Source organism: Streptomyces yerevanensis, assembly GCF_000716805.1.
GTDB classification, from domain to species: Bacteria; Actinomycetota; Actinomycetes; order Streptomycetales; family Streptomycetaceae; genus Streptomyces; species Streptomyces flaveus.
The window spans coordinates 36966-53670 of record NZ_JNWJ01000046.1 but is presented as its reverse complement, the minus strand read 5'-3'; the positions used below and the strand labels follow the sequence as shown (position 1 = coordinate 53670).

General features: G+C 69.2%; 14 protein-coding genes, 1 pseudogene and 1 riboswitch. Of the genes and pseudogenes, 14 read left to right on the top strand and 1 reads right to left on the bottom strand.

Features of this window, described 5'->3' with window-relative positions:
* Positions 1–304 precede the first annotated feature (304 nt).
* Positions 305–919, top strand: coding sequence for a TetR/AcrR family transcriptional regulator (locus tag OP79_RS35905; protein ID WP_033326261.1), 615 nt, complete (start codon positions 305–307; stop codon positions 917–919).
* A 64-nt stretch (positions 920–983) separates the two neighbouring features.
* Here OP79_RS35905 and OP79_RS35900 read toward each other — a convergent pair whose 3' ends face one another.
* On the bottom strand, positions 984–3752 hold the full coding sequence (locus OP79_RS35900) for a helix-turn-helix transcriptional regulator (RefSeq protein WP_051745169.1): 2769 nt from the start codon (positions 3750–3752) through the stop codon (positions 984–986).
* Between the two features lie 569 nt (positions 3753–4321).
* On the opposite strand from OP79_RS35900, the gene OP79_RS35895 reads away from it, so the two are divergent.
* The 13 genes and pseudogenes from OP79_RS35895 to OP79_RS35840 all read left to right on the top strand — a co-directional run bounded on the left by OP79_RS35895 (position 4322) and on the right by OP79_RS35840 (position 16704).
* The gene (locus OP79_RS35895) at positions 4322–5101 is read left to right on the top strand and encodes an MBL fold metallo-hydrolase (RefSeq protein ID WP_033326259.1); all 780 of its coding nucleotides are present in this window, start codon (positions 4322–4324) and stop codon (positions 5099–5101) included.
* Positions 5102–5536: 435 nt separating this feature from the next.
* Positions 5537–6982, top strand: coding sequence for a DHA2 family efflux MFS transporter permease subunit (locus tag OP79_RS35890; protein ID WP_033326257.1), 1446 nt, complete (start codon positions 5537–5539; stop codon positions 6980–6982).
* 209 nt (positions 6983–7191) lie between these two features.
* Positions 7192–8022 carry an enoyl-CoA hydratase/isomerase family protein gene (locus OP79_RS35885; protein WP_033326256.1) on the top strand — a complete coding sequence of 277 codons (831 nt, stop codon included), beginning with the start codon at positions 7192–7194 and terminating at the stop codon, positions 8020–8022.
* A 153-nt stretch (positions 8023–8175) separates the two neighbouring features.
* A complete protein-coding gene (locus OP79_RS35880; RefSeq protein WP_033326254.1) occupies positions 8176–9192 on the top strand; it encodes an NADP-dependent oxidoreductase in 1017 nt (338 codons plus the stop codon).
* A gap of 162 nt (positions 9193–9354) precedes the next feature.
* Positions 9355–9440: riboswitch (ZMP/ZTP riboswitch) on the top strand.
* 30 nt (positions 9441–9470) lie between these two features.
* Positions 9471–10628 carry a phosphoribosylaminoimidazolecarboxamide formyltransferase gene (locus OP79_RS35875; RefSeq protein WP_033326253.1) on the top strand — a complete coding sequence of 386 codons (1158 nt, stop codon included), beginning with the start codon at positions 9471–9473 and terminating at the stop codon, positions 10626–10628.
* A 377-nt stretch (positions 10629–11005) separates the two neighbouring features.
* A complete protein-coding gene (locus tag OP79_RS35870; RefSeq protein ID WP_033326251.1) occupies positions 11006–11440 on the top strand; it encodes a VOC family protein in 435 nt (144 codons plus the stop codon).
* Positions 11441–11486: 46 nt separating this feature from the next.
* Positions 11487–11669 (top strand): annotated as a pseudogene (locus OP79_RS58645) (hypothetical protein); the annotation flags it as partial.
* A gap of 195 nt (positions 11670–11864) precedes the next feature.
* Entirely contained in the window at positions 11865–12377 is a 513-nt protein-coding gene (locus OP79_RS35865; RefSeq protein ID WP_245685565.1) for a hypothetical protein, read from the top strand.
* The gene (locus tag OP79_RS35860) at positions 12374–12763 is read left to right on the top strand and encodes a transcriptional regulator (protein WP_033326249.1); all 390 of its coding nucleotides are present in this window, start codon (positions 12374–12376) and stop codon (positions 12761–12763) included. Before OP79_RS35865 ends, OP79_RS35860 begins: the two co-directional genes overlap by 4 nt.
* The gene (locus tag OP79_RS35855; RefSeq protein WP_033326247.1) at positions 12760–13680 is read left to right on the top strand and encodes an ABC transporter ATP-binding protein; all 921 of its coding nucleotides are present in this window, start codon (positions 12760–12762) and stop codon (positions 13678–13680) included. The genes OP79_RS35860 and OP79_RS35855 overlap by 4 nt, the downstream gene beginning before the upstream one ends.
* The gene (locus OP79_RS35850; RefSeq protein ID WP_245685563.1) at positions 13677–14621 is read left to right on the top strand and encodes an ABC transporter permease; all 945 of its coding nucleotides are present in this window, start codon (positions 13677–13679) and stop codon (positions 14619–14621) included. The genes OP79_RS35855 and OP79_RS35850 overlap by 4 nt, the downstream gene beginning before the upstream one ends.
* 240 nt (positions 14622–14861) lie before the next feature.
* A complete protein-coding gene (locus tag OP79_RS35845) occupies positions 14862–15101 on the top strand; it encodes a DUF4236 domain-containing protein (protein ID WP_033326245.1) in 240 nt (79 codons plus the stop codon).
* Positions 15102–15174: 73 nt separating this feature from the next.
* On the top strand, positions 15175–16704 hold the full coding sequence (locus OP79_RS35840) for a helix-turn-helix domain-containing protein (RefSeq protein ID WP_033326243.1): 1530 nt from the start codon (positions 15175–15177) through the stop codon (positions 16702–16704).
* Position 16705 lies beyond the last annotated feature (1 nt).

The window sequence follows — 16705 nt, the reverse complement described above, 5'->3', positions numbered from 1 at the left end:
GCGGCAAACCCTCACACCGGATCAGGCGGCGCCTCATGACCGTGCGAGGTGACGCCTGATCCGAGTGGCGATCGTCACCACCTGGCGTCCCGGGGCGGGGAGCCGATGCTGACCCCGGGGCGCCTCATGGCCAGTGCAGGCGGCGTGAATCTCAGTGGCCGCCGGCCCACTACGTGGCTCCTGGCACGACCCGCGCGCCGACCGCCCCCCTCGGCCCTCAGCCGACCATCCAGTCCAAGCCCGCCCGGTGCAAATCCAGGACGGAAGCGTGTATGTCCGCGCACGCAACATCACGGAGTGAACGGTGACACAGACACCGAACAACACATCGGTCGGCGTCACCGCCGAGCGGTCCGATGCGGCGCGTAATCGCTCCCGGCTACTGGAAGCGGCCGCACAACTGATCGCCGAACAAGGAGCCGAGAATGTGACGATGCGGGAGGTCGCCGAAGCGGCCGGTGTAGGGAAGGGCACGCTCTTTCGCCGGTTCGGCGACCGCGACGGCCTCCTGCTCGCTCTCCTCAACGAAGCCGAGACGGAGTTTCAGAAGTTGTACACCTCAGGTCCTCCTCCCCTGGGGCCAGGAGCTTCCGCGGGAGATCGTCTGGCAGCGTTCGGCTGCGCCCTGCTCGAGCGCATCGCCGCCGACGCGGACCTGGGCGCCGCGCTGGGACGCCAGGTGCCCTACACACGCCGCAACGCCTCGAACACCGGCCAGGCCTTCCACGGTCATGTCTCAACTCTCCTGCGCGAGACAGGGGTTGACGCAGACCATGACATGCTCGCCCACGCCCTGCTCGCCTTCACGAGCTTCGAAGCGGCGGACTACCTGCGCAAGGAACGCGGTGTGGCCACCGCACGCCTGCAGGCCACCTGGGTAGACCTGGTGCGACGGCTGACCCAACCCAAGGGACCGTGAGATCATCTCTACGGTAAGAACCCGGGCATCGGCGAGCCACCGAGCAGCATTGGGATACCGCCGGTCACCCCTTCAAGCGCAGCCCTTCCTCGAAGTCGACGCGCGCGAGGTCGGCGCGCGAGACGATGCCGAGCTTGGGGAACACGTTGGCCAGGTGATAGCCCACCGTGCGGGGGCTGATCAATAGCTGTGCCCCGATCTCCCGGTTGGTGAGTCCCTCCGCGGCCAGCCGTGCGACTCTCGCCTCCTGCGCGGTCAGGACCGTTGGGGCGTCCCGGTCCGGTGCCGAGTCGCGGCGCACCTGCTGCCCGCTCAGCTCCTGTTCGGCCCGGGTGCGGGCGAGCAGGGGAGCCGCGTCGAGTCGCCGGAAGGTTTCCGCGGCTTCCGCCAGCTGGATCCGTGCGTCGCTACGGCGGCGGGCCCGGCGAAGCCACTCGCCGTACAGCAGGCGGGTGCGGGCGTAGGCGAAGGGCCGCGACTGGGCTCCGGGGACGTCCAGCGCTAGCCGGAAGTGCTTGTCCGCATCAGCTCCGGACTCCAGCAGGGCATGGACCAGGTGCGTTGCGGAGACCGCCCAGGGCGCATGGGACCGCTCCGCCCACCGCCGCAGCAACCACGCCTGTTCCTCGGCAGTCGCCCGCTGCCCGGCCTGGACCGCGGCTTCAGCGGTGTCAGGCGCGGCCAGCAGCGCGATGGTGGGGTGCGCCGCGTGGTGCCCGTCCTCGGTCAGCCGGACCAGGCGGCCCACAGCGTCCTCGGCGCGGCCGGCGAAGAGCGCCGACATACCGAGGGTCCACTGCGCGGCCGCGCTGAAGACGCGCCCTCCGCGCGGCACCCAGACCTCGGCGGTCCGGGCGGCATGGTCCGCGACGGTCCGCTCATCGCCTCGCGCGGCTGCCAGCCATCCGAGACAGTTGCGGTACTGCGACGCCGAGTGTTCGTCGCCGATCTCCTGTGCCACGCGGAGTCCCTCGATGGTGTTCGCCTCGGCGAAGGCCCAGGATCCTTGCGCGATGTCGACCGTCACGGTCTGGGCCAGCGCCTGGGTCAGGGCGGTCACCTGGTCGGTCTGCCGCAGCTGGTCGATTTCCCGGTGGAGGCCCTCCCCAAGGACGTGCTCGATGCCCCAGGCCACCCCCAGCGGGGCCGGTGGCATCAGAGGCCAGGAAGTGCCGCTGAGCCGGTCGAGGCCCTGACCGCCGAGGGCCGCCACCTGTTCGCGGTCATCGGCGCCGCCGCTCCGGTCCTCCGTCCACCATGCGCGCAGCAACAGACCGGTGTCCGGGAAGTCCCCCTGTGAAAGCCGCCGCTCGAGCCGGTGGAGCGTCTCGCGCTGCAGTTCGCCGTGCCCGGCCGCCCAGGCCGCCCACAGCGCCATGTTGCCGAGCGTGAACGCCTGCCCGGGATCGGCCACCCGTTCCATGTCCCGGGCAAGCCGACGGCAGGCGATCTCGAGATGGCCGTGCGTGAACTCGATCAGCCCACGCAACCCCTCACTGAGGTCCGCGACCTTGGCTTCGGAGGAGATCCGTTCGGCCCGCGCCAGCATGTCCCGCGCCATATCGGCCTGGCCGGCCTGCCAGGCCGCCTTCGCTCCGTGAGCCAGCCGCCTGGCCGCGTCGTCCGTGGAGGGGGACAGCGCCGCCGCGCGCCGCAGGGCACGGCCGGCCGTGGCACAGCCGCCGCGTGCCCAGGAGCGATCGGCCGACTCCTCCAGCAGCCGGGCCACCTCCCCGTCAGGTCCGCCCGCGGCTTCCACAGCCGCGGCAAGGTGCCAGGGGCGCAACTCGTCGGCGTTCTCACCGGTCAGCACGGAGGCGAGCGCGCGATGAACCGCCTGCCGGTCCGCGGCCGGCGCCTCCTCGTAGACCACCGCCCCCATCAACTGGTGGCGCAGGCAGATCCGACCGTCCGAACGCGTGGTGAGCAGACCCGAGTGCATCCCCTCGTCCCACGCGGCCGAGTCGAGGCCGAGCACAAGAGCCGCCCGGCACATGGTGTTCCGGTCGCTGCGGTCATCGGCGGCGATGAGAAGCAGCGCGGTGCGGGCGGGCGCGGACAACCTCACGATGCGGGCACGGAAGGTACGGCGCAGGCGGGGCCCGACGGCGATCTGCTCACCGGCGAGAGGGTGCGTCGAGATATCGCCCGCCGCCATGGACGTGGGCAGTTCCTGGAGCGCGAGCGGATTGCCGGCCGCCGCCCGGACCGTGCGGCGGATCACCCCCTCGTCGGCGTGCGGAGCGACGGCACCGGCCAGCAGCCGGGCGTCCTCGTCGCCCAGCCCACGGACCTCCATCGCCGCCAGTTCCTCCCACGGTCCCTCCACGGGATCGTCGTGTCCGGTCAGGAGCATGGCCACGGGCTCGGCGCGCAGGCGGCGCGCCACGAAGGCCAGGCACCGTGCGGAGGGCTCGTCCAGCCAGTGGGCATCGTCGACGGCGATCAGCACAGGCCGCTCCCCGGCCAAATCGCCGATGAGCGTCAGTACGGCCACGCTGATCAGGAACGGGTCCGCCACGTCACCGCTGATGCCGAGTGCTCCGTTCAAGGCGTTGGCCTGCGGCTTGGGGAGTGTGCTGATCCGGTCCTTCACCGGCCACAGCAGTTCATGCAGGCCGGCGAACGCCACCCCCGACTCCAGACGGGTACCCCGGCATCTCACGACGGTGAAGTCTCCACCAGCTGCTTCGGCCACGTAGTCGAGCAGGGCGGTCTTGCCGATACCGGGTTCGCCCCACACCATCAGAGCCGCCCCGGCGCCTTGACCAGCGGCGTCAAGGATCCGGTCGAGGGCTGCCTGCTCCTGGTGCCGTCCATACAACAGGTTCATTTGCTTGAAATCTTAATGGCTCACTGCAGCCGGGACCATTCGCGACACCGCCAGTTGACCTGCGCTTGGCAGCCCTGTGACAGATGAGGTGACAGATCCGCTTCCCTCCCTTCCTCCGTAGCGTCATGCCTGGGTGCTCAGTGCACTCGCGCTGCACCGCAGGAGGACCACAAGGCGACGTCGATCACCGAAGTCAGAAGCATCAGCAGGACTACGACAGCGCTCTTGGTGACGAATGCCGTGACCGTCAGGGCGGCCTCCGGGCAGATACCTGCGCTACGCCGTCGACCCGGCCGCCTGAGGCGTCGGCGCGCCGTGCCGCTCGTGCTCTCTGAGGTGGTGAGCCCTCGACAAGCGGCTTTCGTCTTTACGACTCGGAGGTGGTCGTGGATGGCTCGCGCTTCCCTTGGACGGGGCGACTGCCCCGGTGCCAGGCGCAGATCCGACACGTGATGTCCACCTGGGGCGAGAACCCAGCTCCCGTCATATGAAGCAAGACGGCCGAAGAGATCCCCGCCCCCAGTCACAGGGCGATCTTCTCGGGCGAGAGACTTAGAAGGAGTAGAGCAATGAGGGGCACAGTCACCGTCATCGACAAGGGCATCGTGCGGGTCCACAGCTACATGGCTCCCGACACGGGTCTGAACGTCACCACCCAGCTGATCGAAACCCCGAACCTGCTCATCGCGGTGGACGGTCAGGTCAACGTCGCAGACGCCGACGAGGTCGTCGAATACGCCAAGGGACTCGGCAAGCCGCTGGACCGGCTCATCGTCACCCATGACCACCCGGACCACTACCATGGCGCAGCCAGCTTCAACGCACCCATTCACGCACTGGCGGTCGTACGGGATCAGATGGCGGCCCGCGGCGACCTCCAGGACTTGAACGGCGTCCCGGTCCCGGCAGCGGAAGTGGCACCCACCGACCTGATCACCCCGGGCACCGAGGTCATCGACGGTGTCACCTTCGTCTTCGAAACCGTCTCCGGCGGTGAGACCAGCGACCAGCTGCTGATCCGGCTGCCCGAGCAGGGCGTACTGGTGGCACAGGACCTCGTCTACCACCACACCCACGCGTTCGTCGGAAACAACGACATCGCCCGCTGGCAGGTCATCCTGCAGGAGCTCGCCGACCCGTCCTACGACACGGTCCTGCCCGGACACGGGCTGCCCGCAGGACAGGCCGTCTTCGCCGAGATGGCCGCGTACCTGGAGGCCGCCAGTGACCTGCTCGGTGACGACGGCGAGGCCTACAAGCAGGCCATCATCGAGCGCTACCCCGACTACGCGGCTCCCTTCGTGATCGACATCGGCAACTTCTACCTCTTCGGCACCCGGCCCGCCTGACCGACACCGTTGAGACGACCGCCCGAATTCCGGTCGAGGCCGCTCAAGCGAACGCCCCGGCCAGAGCTACGTGCTGACAGGGCGCCGCTCGATCAGCTCGCACCCGTGGTGATCACGTCCTCGGCTGAAGGAACCTCACAGGTGCGACCCGTCGATTCACCCGCGCAGTGACGTTCCATCAGTACGGCTCATGCGATCGCCTCGGGGCCATGGAACAACCGCAACACGCCTTGTCGGCGACATCCACGCCTTCTTCCGCGTCACCCCACGAATTTGTCACGCCGACCCCCACCCCACCCCACCTGAGCATCAGTCGGCCAACGGTGGCCGTCGACGACTTCCGGGGTGGTCGGGCGCGTCGGCGAACCATGCCGCTCGCCCCCGCGGCAGCCACCTTTGTTCATCAGCACTCGTCCCGTCTGCGATGAGGAAGTCATGTCCCAGCAGCAGCAACCAGCCCGGCGCGGCACCGCCGCATGGGCCGTGGTCATCACCAGCGCGGCGGGATTCATCACCGCGCTCGACAATCTGATCGTCACCACCGCCCTGCCCTCGATCCGTGAGGACCTCGGCGGCGCACTTGAGGACCTCGAATGGACGGTGAGCGCCTACACCCTCACCTTCGCGGTCCTGCTGATGTTCGGCGCCTCGCTGGGTGACCGGTTCGGACGGCGACGGCTGTTCGTCCTCGGGCTCGGCATCTTCACCGCCGCGTCCGCCGCGGCCGCGCTCGCCCCGGGGATGAACGAACTCATCGCCGCCCGAGCGGCGCAGGGCGTCGGGGCCGCCATCGTGACGCCCCTGACACTCACCCTGCTGTCGGCCGCCGTCCCGCCCGAGCGGCGCGGCGCGGCATTCGGTATCTGGGGCGCGGCCAGCGGCGTCGCCGTCGCCACCGGACCCCTGATCGGCGGCACGCTCACCGAGCACCTCTCCTGGCAGTGGATCTTCTGGGTGAACGTCCCGCTCGGGCTGATCCTGATACCGCTCGCCCTGCTGCGGCTCAAGGAGAGCCACGGCCCGAACCCGAGCCTCGACCTCGTCGGCACGGCCCTGGCCAGCGGCGGTCTGTTCGGCATCGTCTACGCCCTGATCCGCGGCAACGCCGACGGCTGGACCAGCACCCTGGTGCTGGGCGGTTTCATCGCGGGCCCTGCCCTGCTCATCGCCTTCGTCCTGTGGGAACAGCGCGTCGAGAACCCGATGCTGCCGATGCGCCTCTTCCGCCACCGCGCCTTCAGCGCCATCAACGCGGCCAGCCTGCTGATGCTCCTCGGCATGTTCGGGTCGATCTTCCTCCTCAGCCAGTACCTGCAGACCGTCGGCGGCTACTCGCCCATGGAAGCCGGCGTGCGCATGCTGCCCTGGACCGCCATGCCGATGATCGCCGGACCCATCGCAGGCGCGGTCTCCGACCGCATCGGCGGCGCCCCCGTCGTCGCGGTGGGCATGGCCCTCAACGCCGTGGGCCTGGGACTCTGGGCGACGGTCGTCGAACCACAGGTGTCGTACACCTCCCTGTTGCCGGCCCTGATCGTTTGCGGAGTCGGTATGGGCATGTTCTTCGCCCCCAGCGCGAACCTCGTCATGAGCACCGTCCGCACCGAGGAGGAAGGCATCGCCTCCGGTGCCAACAACGCCATCCGTGAGGTCGGCGGCGCCATCGGCGTCGCATCGCTGGCCGCCGTCTTCTCCTCCCAGGGTGGCTACGAGTCCGCTTCCACGTTCGTGGACGGACTGATCCCGGCGCTCTGGGTCGGCGCCGCTGCGGTCGCCCTGGCCGCAGCCGTCTCGCTCCTGATGCTCGGCCGGCCCAAGGCCGACAGCCAGGCTGCCGACCTCTCGAAAGGCACTCCGGCCGGCGCCCCGGCCACCATCTGAACCCCGCACACCCCTGACGTGAGAAAACCGTGCTCGTCATCAGCTCGAACGGCGCGCACACCATGCCACACAGGTGCAGGCGGGCCTGCCGTAGCGATGCCGCTCCGACGGACAAAGCGGCGGCACCCGCATCCCCACCAGGCGCAACAGGTCCGTGGCCGTGTCGACGCGATCACGGCCACGCAACCCCCTAAGAAAGGGACCACGCCATGAGCCAGCCCAGCACGATCCGCCTGGAGCGGACCACCCCGCGGACCGCCAGGATCACGTTCGCGAATCCTCCCGTGAACCTGGTGATTCCCGAGTCCGTCGTGACGCTGCACAGAATCGTCAAGGAGCTCGAGAACGACCCGGACATCCAGGTCGTCGTCTTCAGCAGCGAACTCCCCGACTTCTTCATCAACCACTACGACGGCGCCGCAGGCGCCGACCTCCCCCAGCCCGAGCACGAGGACGACAACCCGGTCTGGACCGACATGGTCCTGCGGCTGACCAAGGCTCCGTTCGTCAGCATCGCGGCCATCCGGGGCCGCACCCGCGGCGCCGGCAACGAGCTGGCCCTCGCCTGCGACCTGCGCTACGCCAGCCGCGAGAAGGCGTTCTTCGGCCAGCCCGAGGTCGGCATCGGCATCGTCCCCGGCGGAGGCGGCGCCGAACGGCTCCCGCGCTCCATCGGCCGCGACCGCGCACTGGAGGCGATCCTGACCAGTGCCGACTACGACGCCAACCTGGCCGAGCGCTGGGGATGGGTCACCCGCACCCTGCCCGACGCGGAACTCGACGCCTTCGTCGACGCGACGGTCGCCCGCCTCGCCTCCTTCGACCGGCAGGCACTGGCGACCGCGAAGTCCATGGTCAACCGGGCGACACTGCCGCCGGACGCCGACCTGGTCGCCGCCTTCGGCGAGTTCGCGGACACACTGACGCAGCCGGGATTCGCCGCGCGTGCGGTCGGGCTCGGCGCACTGGCCGCTGAAAAGGGCCTCGACGTCGAGTACCAGCTGGGCGAGTACATCGGCCTGGTCAACCAGAACCTCTGATCACCTCCCGCCGCGGCACGACCGACCACAGCGCCCGACAGAGGCTCGACAGCAGGATCCGCGGGCGACCCGGTCGGCCTGCCGGCCCAAGACAGACCTTTCTGACCACTACCTCCCCGAGTACCACTTTCTCTCCGAAGGGACTTGATCCACATGTCCGAGCAGACCCTGCCCACCACCGCCCGCGCCTGGCACCTGGACACCCGCCCGGAGGGCCGGCCGACGGCGTCCGACTTCTCGCTGCGCGAGGTGGACCTCAGCACGCCCGGCCCGGGTCAGCTCCTGGTCACCAACGAGTACCTCTCGGTCGACCCCTACATGCGTGGCCGGATGAGCGACAAGAAGTCCTACATCGAGCCGTACGACGTGAACGCACCGATGGACGGTCCGGCGGTCGGCCGCGTCCTGGTGTCCAACGCCGAGGGTTTCGCGCCCGGCGATTACGTGGTGCACGTTCTCGGCTGGCGCGACCACGCGGTCCTCGACGCGGCGACCGCCCAGAAGGTGGACCCGAATCTTGCGCCTCTCACCGCTTACCTGGGCGTGCTCGGCGTCACCGGCCTCACCGCCTACATCGGGCTGGAGCGGTTCGCGAAGATCAAGGAAGGCGACACAGTGTTCGTCTCCGGTGCGGCGGGCGCGGTCGGCAGCCAGGTCGGTCAGATCGCCAAGCTGAAGGGCGCCGGACGCGTGATAGGAAGCGCGGGCTCGGACGAGAAGGTCAAGCTGCTGGTCGAGGAGTACGGCTACGACGCGGCGTTCAACTACAAGAACGGCCCGGTCGCCGAGCAGCTGGCCAAGGCGGCGCCCGAGGGCATCGACGTCTTCTTCGACAACGTCGGGGGCGAGCATCTGGAGGCGGCGATCGGCGCGCTCAAACTGCACGCCCGCGTCGTCCTGTGCGGGATGGTCTCCCAGTACAACGGCGAGAAGGTCGTGGGGCCGCGCAACCTGTGGAACCTGTTGGTGACGCGTTCGGACATCCTGTCGTTCATGTTCAGCGAGGAACTGGACCTCCAGCCCGACTTCGTCCACGAGGTCGGCGGCTGGCTCGCCGAGGGCAAGCTCCGCTACCGCGAAACGGTGCGGGAGGGCCTCGACAACACCCTGGACGCCTTCTTCGCGATGATGCGCGGCGAGAACATCGGAAAGATGATCGTCAAGCTCTGAACCTGCCACCAGCAAGCCGAGCGAGGGGCCCGCCGCGCGGCGGGCCCTCCGCACTGAAGGAGGCCGGCCAACATCCAGCCCCTGAGCGAGTTTCGGGTTCAAAAACACCTACTCAGCTTCGACGCATTCGGGCGGTCAATCGCTCTGTCGGTCGGTAAAGTCGTGCTTGGCCGCAACTGGCGCGGGTGGAGTACCACCGGGGAGCGGCCGTGTCCCGATTGTGAGCGTCGACCGCCTGGGCGCCTCCGTCAGCGATGTCCCGCTGAGGAGGCCAGGACGTGGAACTGCGCTACGGCATCAACCCCCACCAAGCAGCGGCAAGCGCCGCACCGTTGTCACCTGCCGGGTGGCCGGTTCGACTCCTGCACGGAGAACCGTCCTTCATCAACGTGTTGGACGCCCTCAACGGATGGCAGCTCGTGCACCAGGCCAGCCGGGCATTGGGCAGGCCGGCAGCCGCATCCTTCAAACACGTCTCGCCAGCCGGCGCGGCCGTCTCCGGGCCGGTCGATGACGTCACCGCGGAGCTCTTCGGCATCGCCGGAGACGAGGTGGGGGCTGTCAGCAGTGCCTACTTGCGCGCCCGGGATGCGGACCCGAAGTCTTCCTACGGCGACTTCGCCGCCGTCTCGCACCCGGTCGACGCCGAACTCGCTCAACTGCTGACCGGCATGGTCTGTGACGGCATCATTGCTCCCGGCTACGCGCCAGGCACTGTCGCACAGCTCAGCAGGAAGAAGAACGGCCGCTTCCTGATCATGGAGGCCAACGAAGCATTCGTGCCCCCGCGTCACGAATCACGGGAAGTCTTCGGCCTGCGCCTGACGCAGCAACGTGACGAGGTGCAGCTTTCTTCCGCCCTGCTCGACCGAACCGTCGGGGATGAGCTCCCCGCAACGGCCCTGGAAGACCTGCTGCTGGGGTTGGCCGTCCTGCGCTTCACCCAATCCAACTCCGTGTGCTACCTGCGGGGTGGGATGACGCTGGGCGTCGGAGCCGGCCAGCAGTCCCGCGTCGACTGCACACGTCTGGCCGGAGCCAAGACCGATACCTGGTGGCTGCGGCGCCACCCAGCCGTCCGCGCCCTTGCCTTCCGCCCCGACGTCCGGCGCCAGGACCGGATCAATTGGCAGATCCGCTTCGTCGAGGGCGACCTCACCCTGAACGAGGCCAAGCACCTGGAGCGGGCTCTGACCACACCCGTCGAAGAGCTAACCCCCGAGGAGCGCGCCCAATGGCTGCGACGCCTTGACGGTGTCGCCTTCGCCTCCGACGGCGCTCTGCCGTTCCGCGACAACGTCGACCATGCCCACCGCCACGGCGTCCGCTACATCGCGGAGCCGGGCGGCTCCATCAGGTCCGACGAGATCGAGACCGCCTGCCGCGAGCACCACATCACGCTCGCCCGGACCGGGATGCGACTGTTCCACCACTGATAGCCCAGGCATCCGGGGTCGGACACTGTCGAACAGCCCCGATGCCCACGATCAAACGAGACAAGTCATAGATCGCTTCTCAATCGATCGTGAGCACTCCAGGTCACAGGCCGACCCTGTCCATGATCGACTGAGACAGGACATCGGTTGCGCTGCTTCCTCGAAGGCTGATCGTCGTCACCGAGGGTTGACGACCAGTAGTTTCGTCTCGCTGAAATTCGAGTGACGTGGGGCACTGGTGTCCCGTCTCATACGAATTGGCCCTCGCCTCAGGCAATCCGGTCCGTCGGCGCCACCCATGTCCCGCGAGACCTCGACCCGCGCGGCGGTGACACCCCGGGGGTTCGATCAACAGCACGCGCCACTACCGTGGACCGATGTCACCGATCAAGCAGTTCCAGGTCACCTTCGACTGTGCGGAACCTGAGCGCGTCGCTCGTTTCTGGTGCGAGGTGTTGGGGTACGTCGTACCGCCGCCACCGGAGGGGTTCGCCACTTGGGGCGATTACGATCGCTCGCTGCCGCCCGAGCGTCAGGGTTCAGGGTTTGCCTGCATGGATCCCTCGGGTGTGGGCCCGCGGATGTACTTCCAGCGCGTTCCCGAAGGCAAGGTCGTCAAGAATCGGGTGCATCTTGACGTGCGGGTCGGCACCGGACTCGTGGGCGAAGAGCGCCTCGCCGCACTCGAGGCCGAGTGCGCACGACTGGTCGCGCTCGGCGCGGTACGTGGGCGACTGCTGCTTGCCGATGACTACAACGAGTCGTGCCAACTGATGCAGGACATCGAGGGCAACGAGTTCTGTCTCGACTGAGGGGTCGCGAACGTGCCCTCGTTCCGCCCTCTGGGCGTTCTGCCCCTGGGCCAAGACGAAGGAGCGCCCCCGACCTGTCAGGGCGCCGTGGCGCAGGTCGCCCCGAGTACTGCCCGGCGCGCGGCTACGCCGTCGACTGTTCTGGCGCTGCACCCTGGTCCGGCACCAGCGCCAACTGGCCACGCGGCTGAGATTTTCCGTCCTCGCCCGCAGTGGCCGGCAGCAGTGAGACATCACGAAGGCCGACGTCTCACTTCGTCCGTCCAACCCCAGGCCGGCACCCGACAGCAGGCCACGCTCCCAGAGGCAGGACAGGACGGCTGCTCCGTCACACCGACCCCGCACACTCCTGACTTGCCTTCCGGGAAAGTCAGGAGTAACTTTCCCGATGGGAAAGTCGAATGGGGCTCGTCACGGGGAGGCGATGGCCGTGAGCACACCGATGGATGCCGAACAGGCCTGGAAGGATCTGCAGCGCATCCGGGTGCCGCAGGAGCGGGTGTACGACGAGTTCGAGCGCTCCGTGTCCGGCGGGCGCGGCATGACCTACGGCACGGCCGCGCTCATGTGGGTGTTCCTTGCCGTCGTGGGCATGGACCTGCCCCAGTGGGGCGTCGGACTGCTCGTGGCCGCCTACGTCGGCCTGTTGAGCGTGCTGATCGTGATGAGCAGCCGCAGGAGCCGGATGCAACTGCACCACACTCGTTGCCCCGGGCGTATGTGGGCCGCGTTCGGTGCGGAGGCGGTGCTGGTCAGCGGGACGATCGTGCTGTCGGACCACCTGACCGAGCCACTGGAGCCGATCTACGCCGGCCTCATCCAGGCCACGGCCGCGGTGGCCGTGTACCTGCTCTCCCTCGGTCCCGCCAACCGCTGGGCGGCCGACTCGGTGCGGAGCGGCGGCGAACCGGCGGCCGACGAGGAGGCGGGCCGATGAGTACCCCCGCCGGCTTCGACGAGCTGATCCATCCCTCCACCCGGCTGTCGGTGGTCGCGCTGCTCGCCACCACCGAATGGGCGGACTTCGCGTTCATCCGCGACAGCCTCTCGCTCAGCGACTCCGCGCTCTCCAAGCAGCTGCACACCCTGGAAGAGGCCGGATACCTGGAGATCCACAAGGAGGGCGGCGGCCGCAAGCGGCGTACGAAGGTACGGCTGACGGACCGCGGCCGCACCGCCTTCGAGGGGCACGTGGCGGCGCTCCGGGCGATCGTCGAGGGCGCCGGGCCCACGGCGGCGCCCGGCCCGCCGGCGGACGACGCTCCCACGAAGGCCGCGACCGGGGCGGCACAACCGCAGCACCCCGCGGAGACAGGACGATGACGACGCTCACGCCCGCCCAACCCATCATCCAGGTACGCGAGTTGACCATGGCGTACGGCGACGTCGACGTCCTCCGCGGCATCGATCTGGACATCCACCGCGGCGAGGTCTTCGCACTGCTCGGGCCCAACGGCGCCGGGAAGACCACCACCGTCGAGATCCTGGAGGGCTTCCGGCAGCGCTCCGCCGGGGAGGTCCGGGTCCTCGGTGCGGATCCGGAGCGGGGCGACGACGCCTGGCGCGGCCGGATCGGACTGGTCCTGCAGTCCTGGCGCGACCACCGCCGCTGGCGGGTCGCCGAGCTGCTGGCGCACTTCGCGACGTACTACCCCGACCCGCGCGACCCCACCGAACTGCTGGCCCTGGTCGGCCTCACCGACCAGGCCGGTCGGCAGGTGGACCGGCTGTCCGGCGGCCAGCGCCGGCGGCTGGATGTCGCGCTCGGCATCGTCGGCCGCCCCGAGCTCCTCTTCCTGGACGAGCCGACCACCGGCTTCGATCCGGAGGCGCGGCACGAGTTCCACGTCCTGGTCGAACGGCTGGCCCGCGACGAGGGCGTCACCGTCCTGCTCACCACACATGACCTGGTGGAGGCCGAGCGGCTCGCCGACCGGATCGCCATGCTGGTCGGCGGACGGATCCGGGTCTGTGGCACCCCGGCGGAACTGGCCCGGCGGGCCGCCGCACAGGCCGAGGTCCGCTGGACGGCCGACGACGGGACGTCCCACCGCGAACGTACCGATGACCCCTCTCGGCTGGTCTGGGAACTCCACCGGGACGCGGACGGCCCGATCGCCGGTCTGGAGGTCCGCCGCCCGACGCTGGAGGACACGTATCTGCACATGGTGCATCGGGAGGACGACGGCAGGGACGCGGTCGTGGACGGGGCCATGGACGGGGAGGCACAGGCCGTATGAGGGAGACACATGTGGCGAACAAGATGGACAGGGCCGACGTGGCGGACGTGAGTGACGCACCGGGCGGGACGAAGCAACCGCGCCGCCCCACCCGCCGCTACTGGCGTGCCGGCTTCCTTCGCGGCGGCATCGAGCTGCGGCACCTCCTCCGCAATCCCAAGGAGATGTCCGGCCATCTGACCAATGTGGTCGTCGCGCTGCTGATCGCCGCCTACATCAGTGATGATGTGCCCGGCACCGATACCCCGATGGCCCACCTGGCGCTCGCGGGCTTCGCCGCCTATGGGCTGTTCCAGATCGGGCTGATCACCCTCCCGCAGATGCTCGTGACCGAGCGGGAGGAGGGCGCCCTGCTGCGGCTGCGCGCCACGCCCGGCGGGATACCGGCCTATCTCGTCGCCAAGTGTCTGCTGGTGGTCGTCACGGCGGTCGGCACCCTGGCCCTGCTCCTGGTAACCACGGCGCTGCTGGCGGACGGGCCACTGCCGCGCGGTCCGGGCGGCTGGCTGACGCTGCTGTGGGTCACCACGCTCGGGCTGCTCGCCGTCGTACCGCTGGGCGCGGCCCTGGGCGCCGTGCTGCCCAACCCGCGCGAGGCGCTGGCGTTGATCATGCTGCCCGTGATGGGGCTGCTGTTCGCCTCCGGAGCGGTGTTCCCGCTCACCGTGATGCCCGGGCCGGTCCAGCAGGTGGCCTCGGTCTTCCCGCTCAAGTGGATGGCGCAGGGCCTGCGCTCGGCGCTGCTGCCGGACGCCGCACGGGCCGCCGAGCCGGCCGGCTCCTGGGAGCTGCCCATGGTCGCTCTGGTGCTGACCGCCTGGGCAGTCCTCGGGTTCCTCCTCGCGATACCCCTCCTGCGCCGCGCCGCCCGCCGTGAGTCGGGCTCCCGCCTGAGCGCGCGCCACCGCAAGGCGGCACAGAGCGGGGCGCTGCCTGCGTAGGCGCTCCGCTGGGTTGCGCAGTTTCAAGCTGCGGGTTCGTTGTGGCTGGTCGCGCCCACGCGGCGGAGCCGCATATCAATACAGCCCCGCGCCCCTATCGGGGCCTGCGGCCCTCAAGCGGGCGCGGTCCGCACCGGACTTCACCAAGCCGCGTAGGCAGACCCGAACAGCGGTAGCCGTGCCGGGGCGGCGTGCCGGCCGGTATCCGGGGTACCCATCGGTGAGCGAAAGGAGGCGGACATGCCCCTCACGTTCCGCAAGAGTTTCCGGATTCTGCCGGGGGTGCGGTTGAACATCAACCGGCGCTCCTGGTCCATCACCACGGGTGGCCGGCACGGGCCGCGGCACACGCGCAGCAGCACCGGGCGCCGGACCACATCGTTCGATCTGCCCGGCCCCTTCGGGTGGCGCAGGACACGGACCGCCACCCGGCGTCGCCGTGGAGCCGGCCTCACCAGGCGTCACTGGGGCCGCTCCTGAGGAGGTGTCACTCCCCTCACTCCAATGGACCCCCTGAGATTTCGACATCTCATATCCGAGATAGCCTGCCGCCATGGACGACGACTACCTCGTACGCATCGGCAAGCTCATCCGTGACGCCCGTCAGCACCGGGGCTGGACACAGACGCAGCTGGCCGCGGCGCTCGGCACCAGTCAGAGCGCCGTGAACCGCATTGAGCGCGGGAACCAGAACATCAGCCTTGAGATGATCGCCCGAATCGGTGAAGCCCTGGACAGTGAGATCGTCTCGCTGGGGTACGCGGGTCCGATGCATCTACGCGTGGTCGGCGGCCGTCGGCTCTCCGGCTCCATCGACGTGAAGACCAGCAAGAACGCGTGCGTGGCGCTGCTGTGCGCGACCCTCCTGAACAAGGGGCGCACGGTGCTGCGCCGAGTGGCCCGCATCGAGGAGGTGTACCGCCTGCTGGAGGTGCTCGGCTCCATCGGCGTACGCACCCGGTGGATCAACGACGGGGTGGACCTGGAGATCGTGCCCCCGGCAGACCTCGACCTCGGCACCATCGACGCGCAGGCGGCCCGCCGTACGCGCTCGATCATCATGTTCCTCGGCCCGCTGCTGCACCGTATGGACCAGTTCAAGCTGCCGTACGCGGGCGGTTGCGACCTCGGTACGCGGACGATCGAGCCGCACATGATCGCGCTGCGCCGGTTCGGTCTGGACATCACCGCCACCGAGGGGCTCTACCACGCCCGGGTGGACCGGTCCGTCACCCCCCGCCGGCCGATCGTGCTGACCGAGCGCGGGGACACGGTGACCGAGAACGCGCTGCTCGCCGCCGCGCGCCACGACGGCACGACCGTCATCCGCAACGCCTCGTCCAACTACATGGTCCAGGACCTGTGCTTCTTCCTGGAGGCACTGGGCGTACGTGTGGAAGGCATCGGCACGACGACGCTGACCGTGCACGGCATGCCGAACATCGACGTGGACGTGGACTACTCGCCCTCGGAGGACCCGGTCGAGGCGATGAGCCTGCTGGCCGCCGCCGTCGTCACCGAGTCGGAGCTGACGGTGCGTCGGGTGCCGATCGAGTTCCTGGAGATCGAGCTGGCGGTCCTGGAGGAGATGGGCCTCGATCACGACCGTACGCCGGAGTACTTCGCGGACAACGGCCGTACGCGTCTGGTGGACCTCACCGTCCGGCCCTCCAAGCTGGAGGCGCCGATCGACAAGATCCACCCGATGCCGTTCCCGGGCCTGAACATCGACAACGTCCCCTTCTTCGCGGCCATCGCGGCCTCCGCGCAGGGCAAGACCCTGATCCACGACTGGGTCTACGACAACCGCGCGATCTACCTCACCGACCTCAACCGCCTCGGCGGACGCCTCCAACTCCTCGACCCCCACCGGGTGTTGGTCGAGGGCCCGACGCGCTGGCGCGCCGCCGAGATGATGTGCCCACCCGCGCTGCGCCCCGCCGTGGTCGTCCTGCTGGCGATGATGGCGGCCGAGGGCACGTCGGTACTGCGGAACGTGTACGTCATCAACCGGGGGTACGAGGATCTGGCGGAGCGGCTCAACACGGTGGGGGCGCAGATCGAGATCTTCCGGGACATCTGAG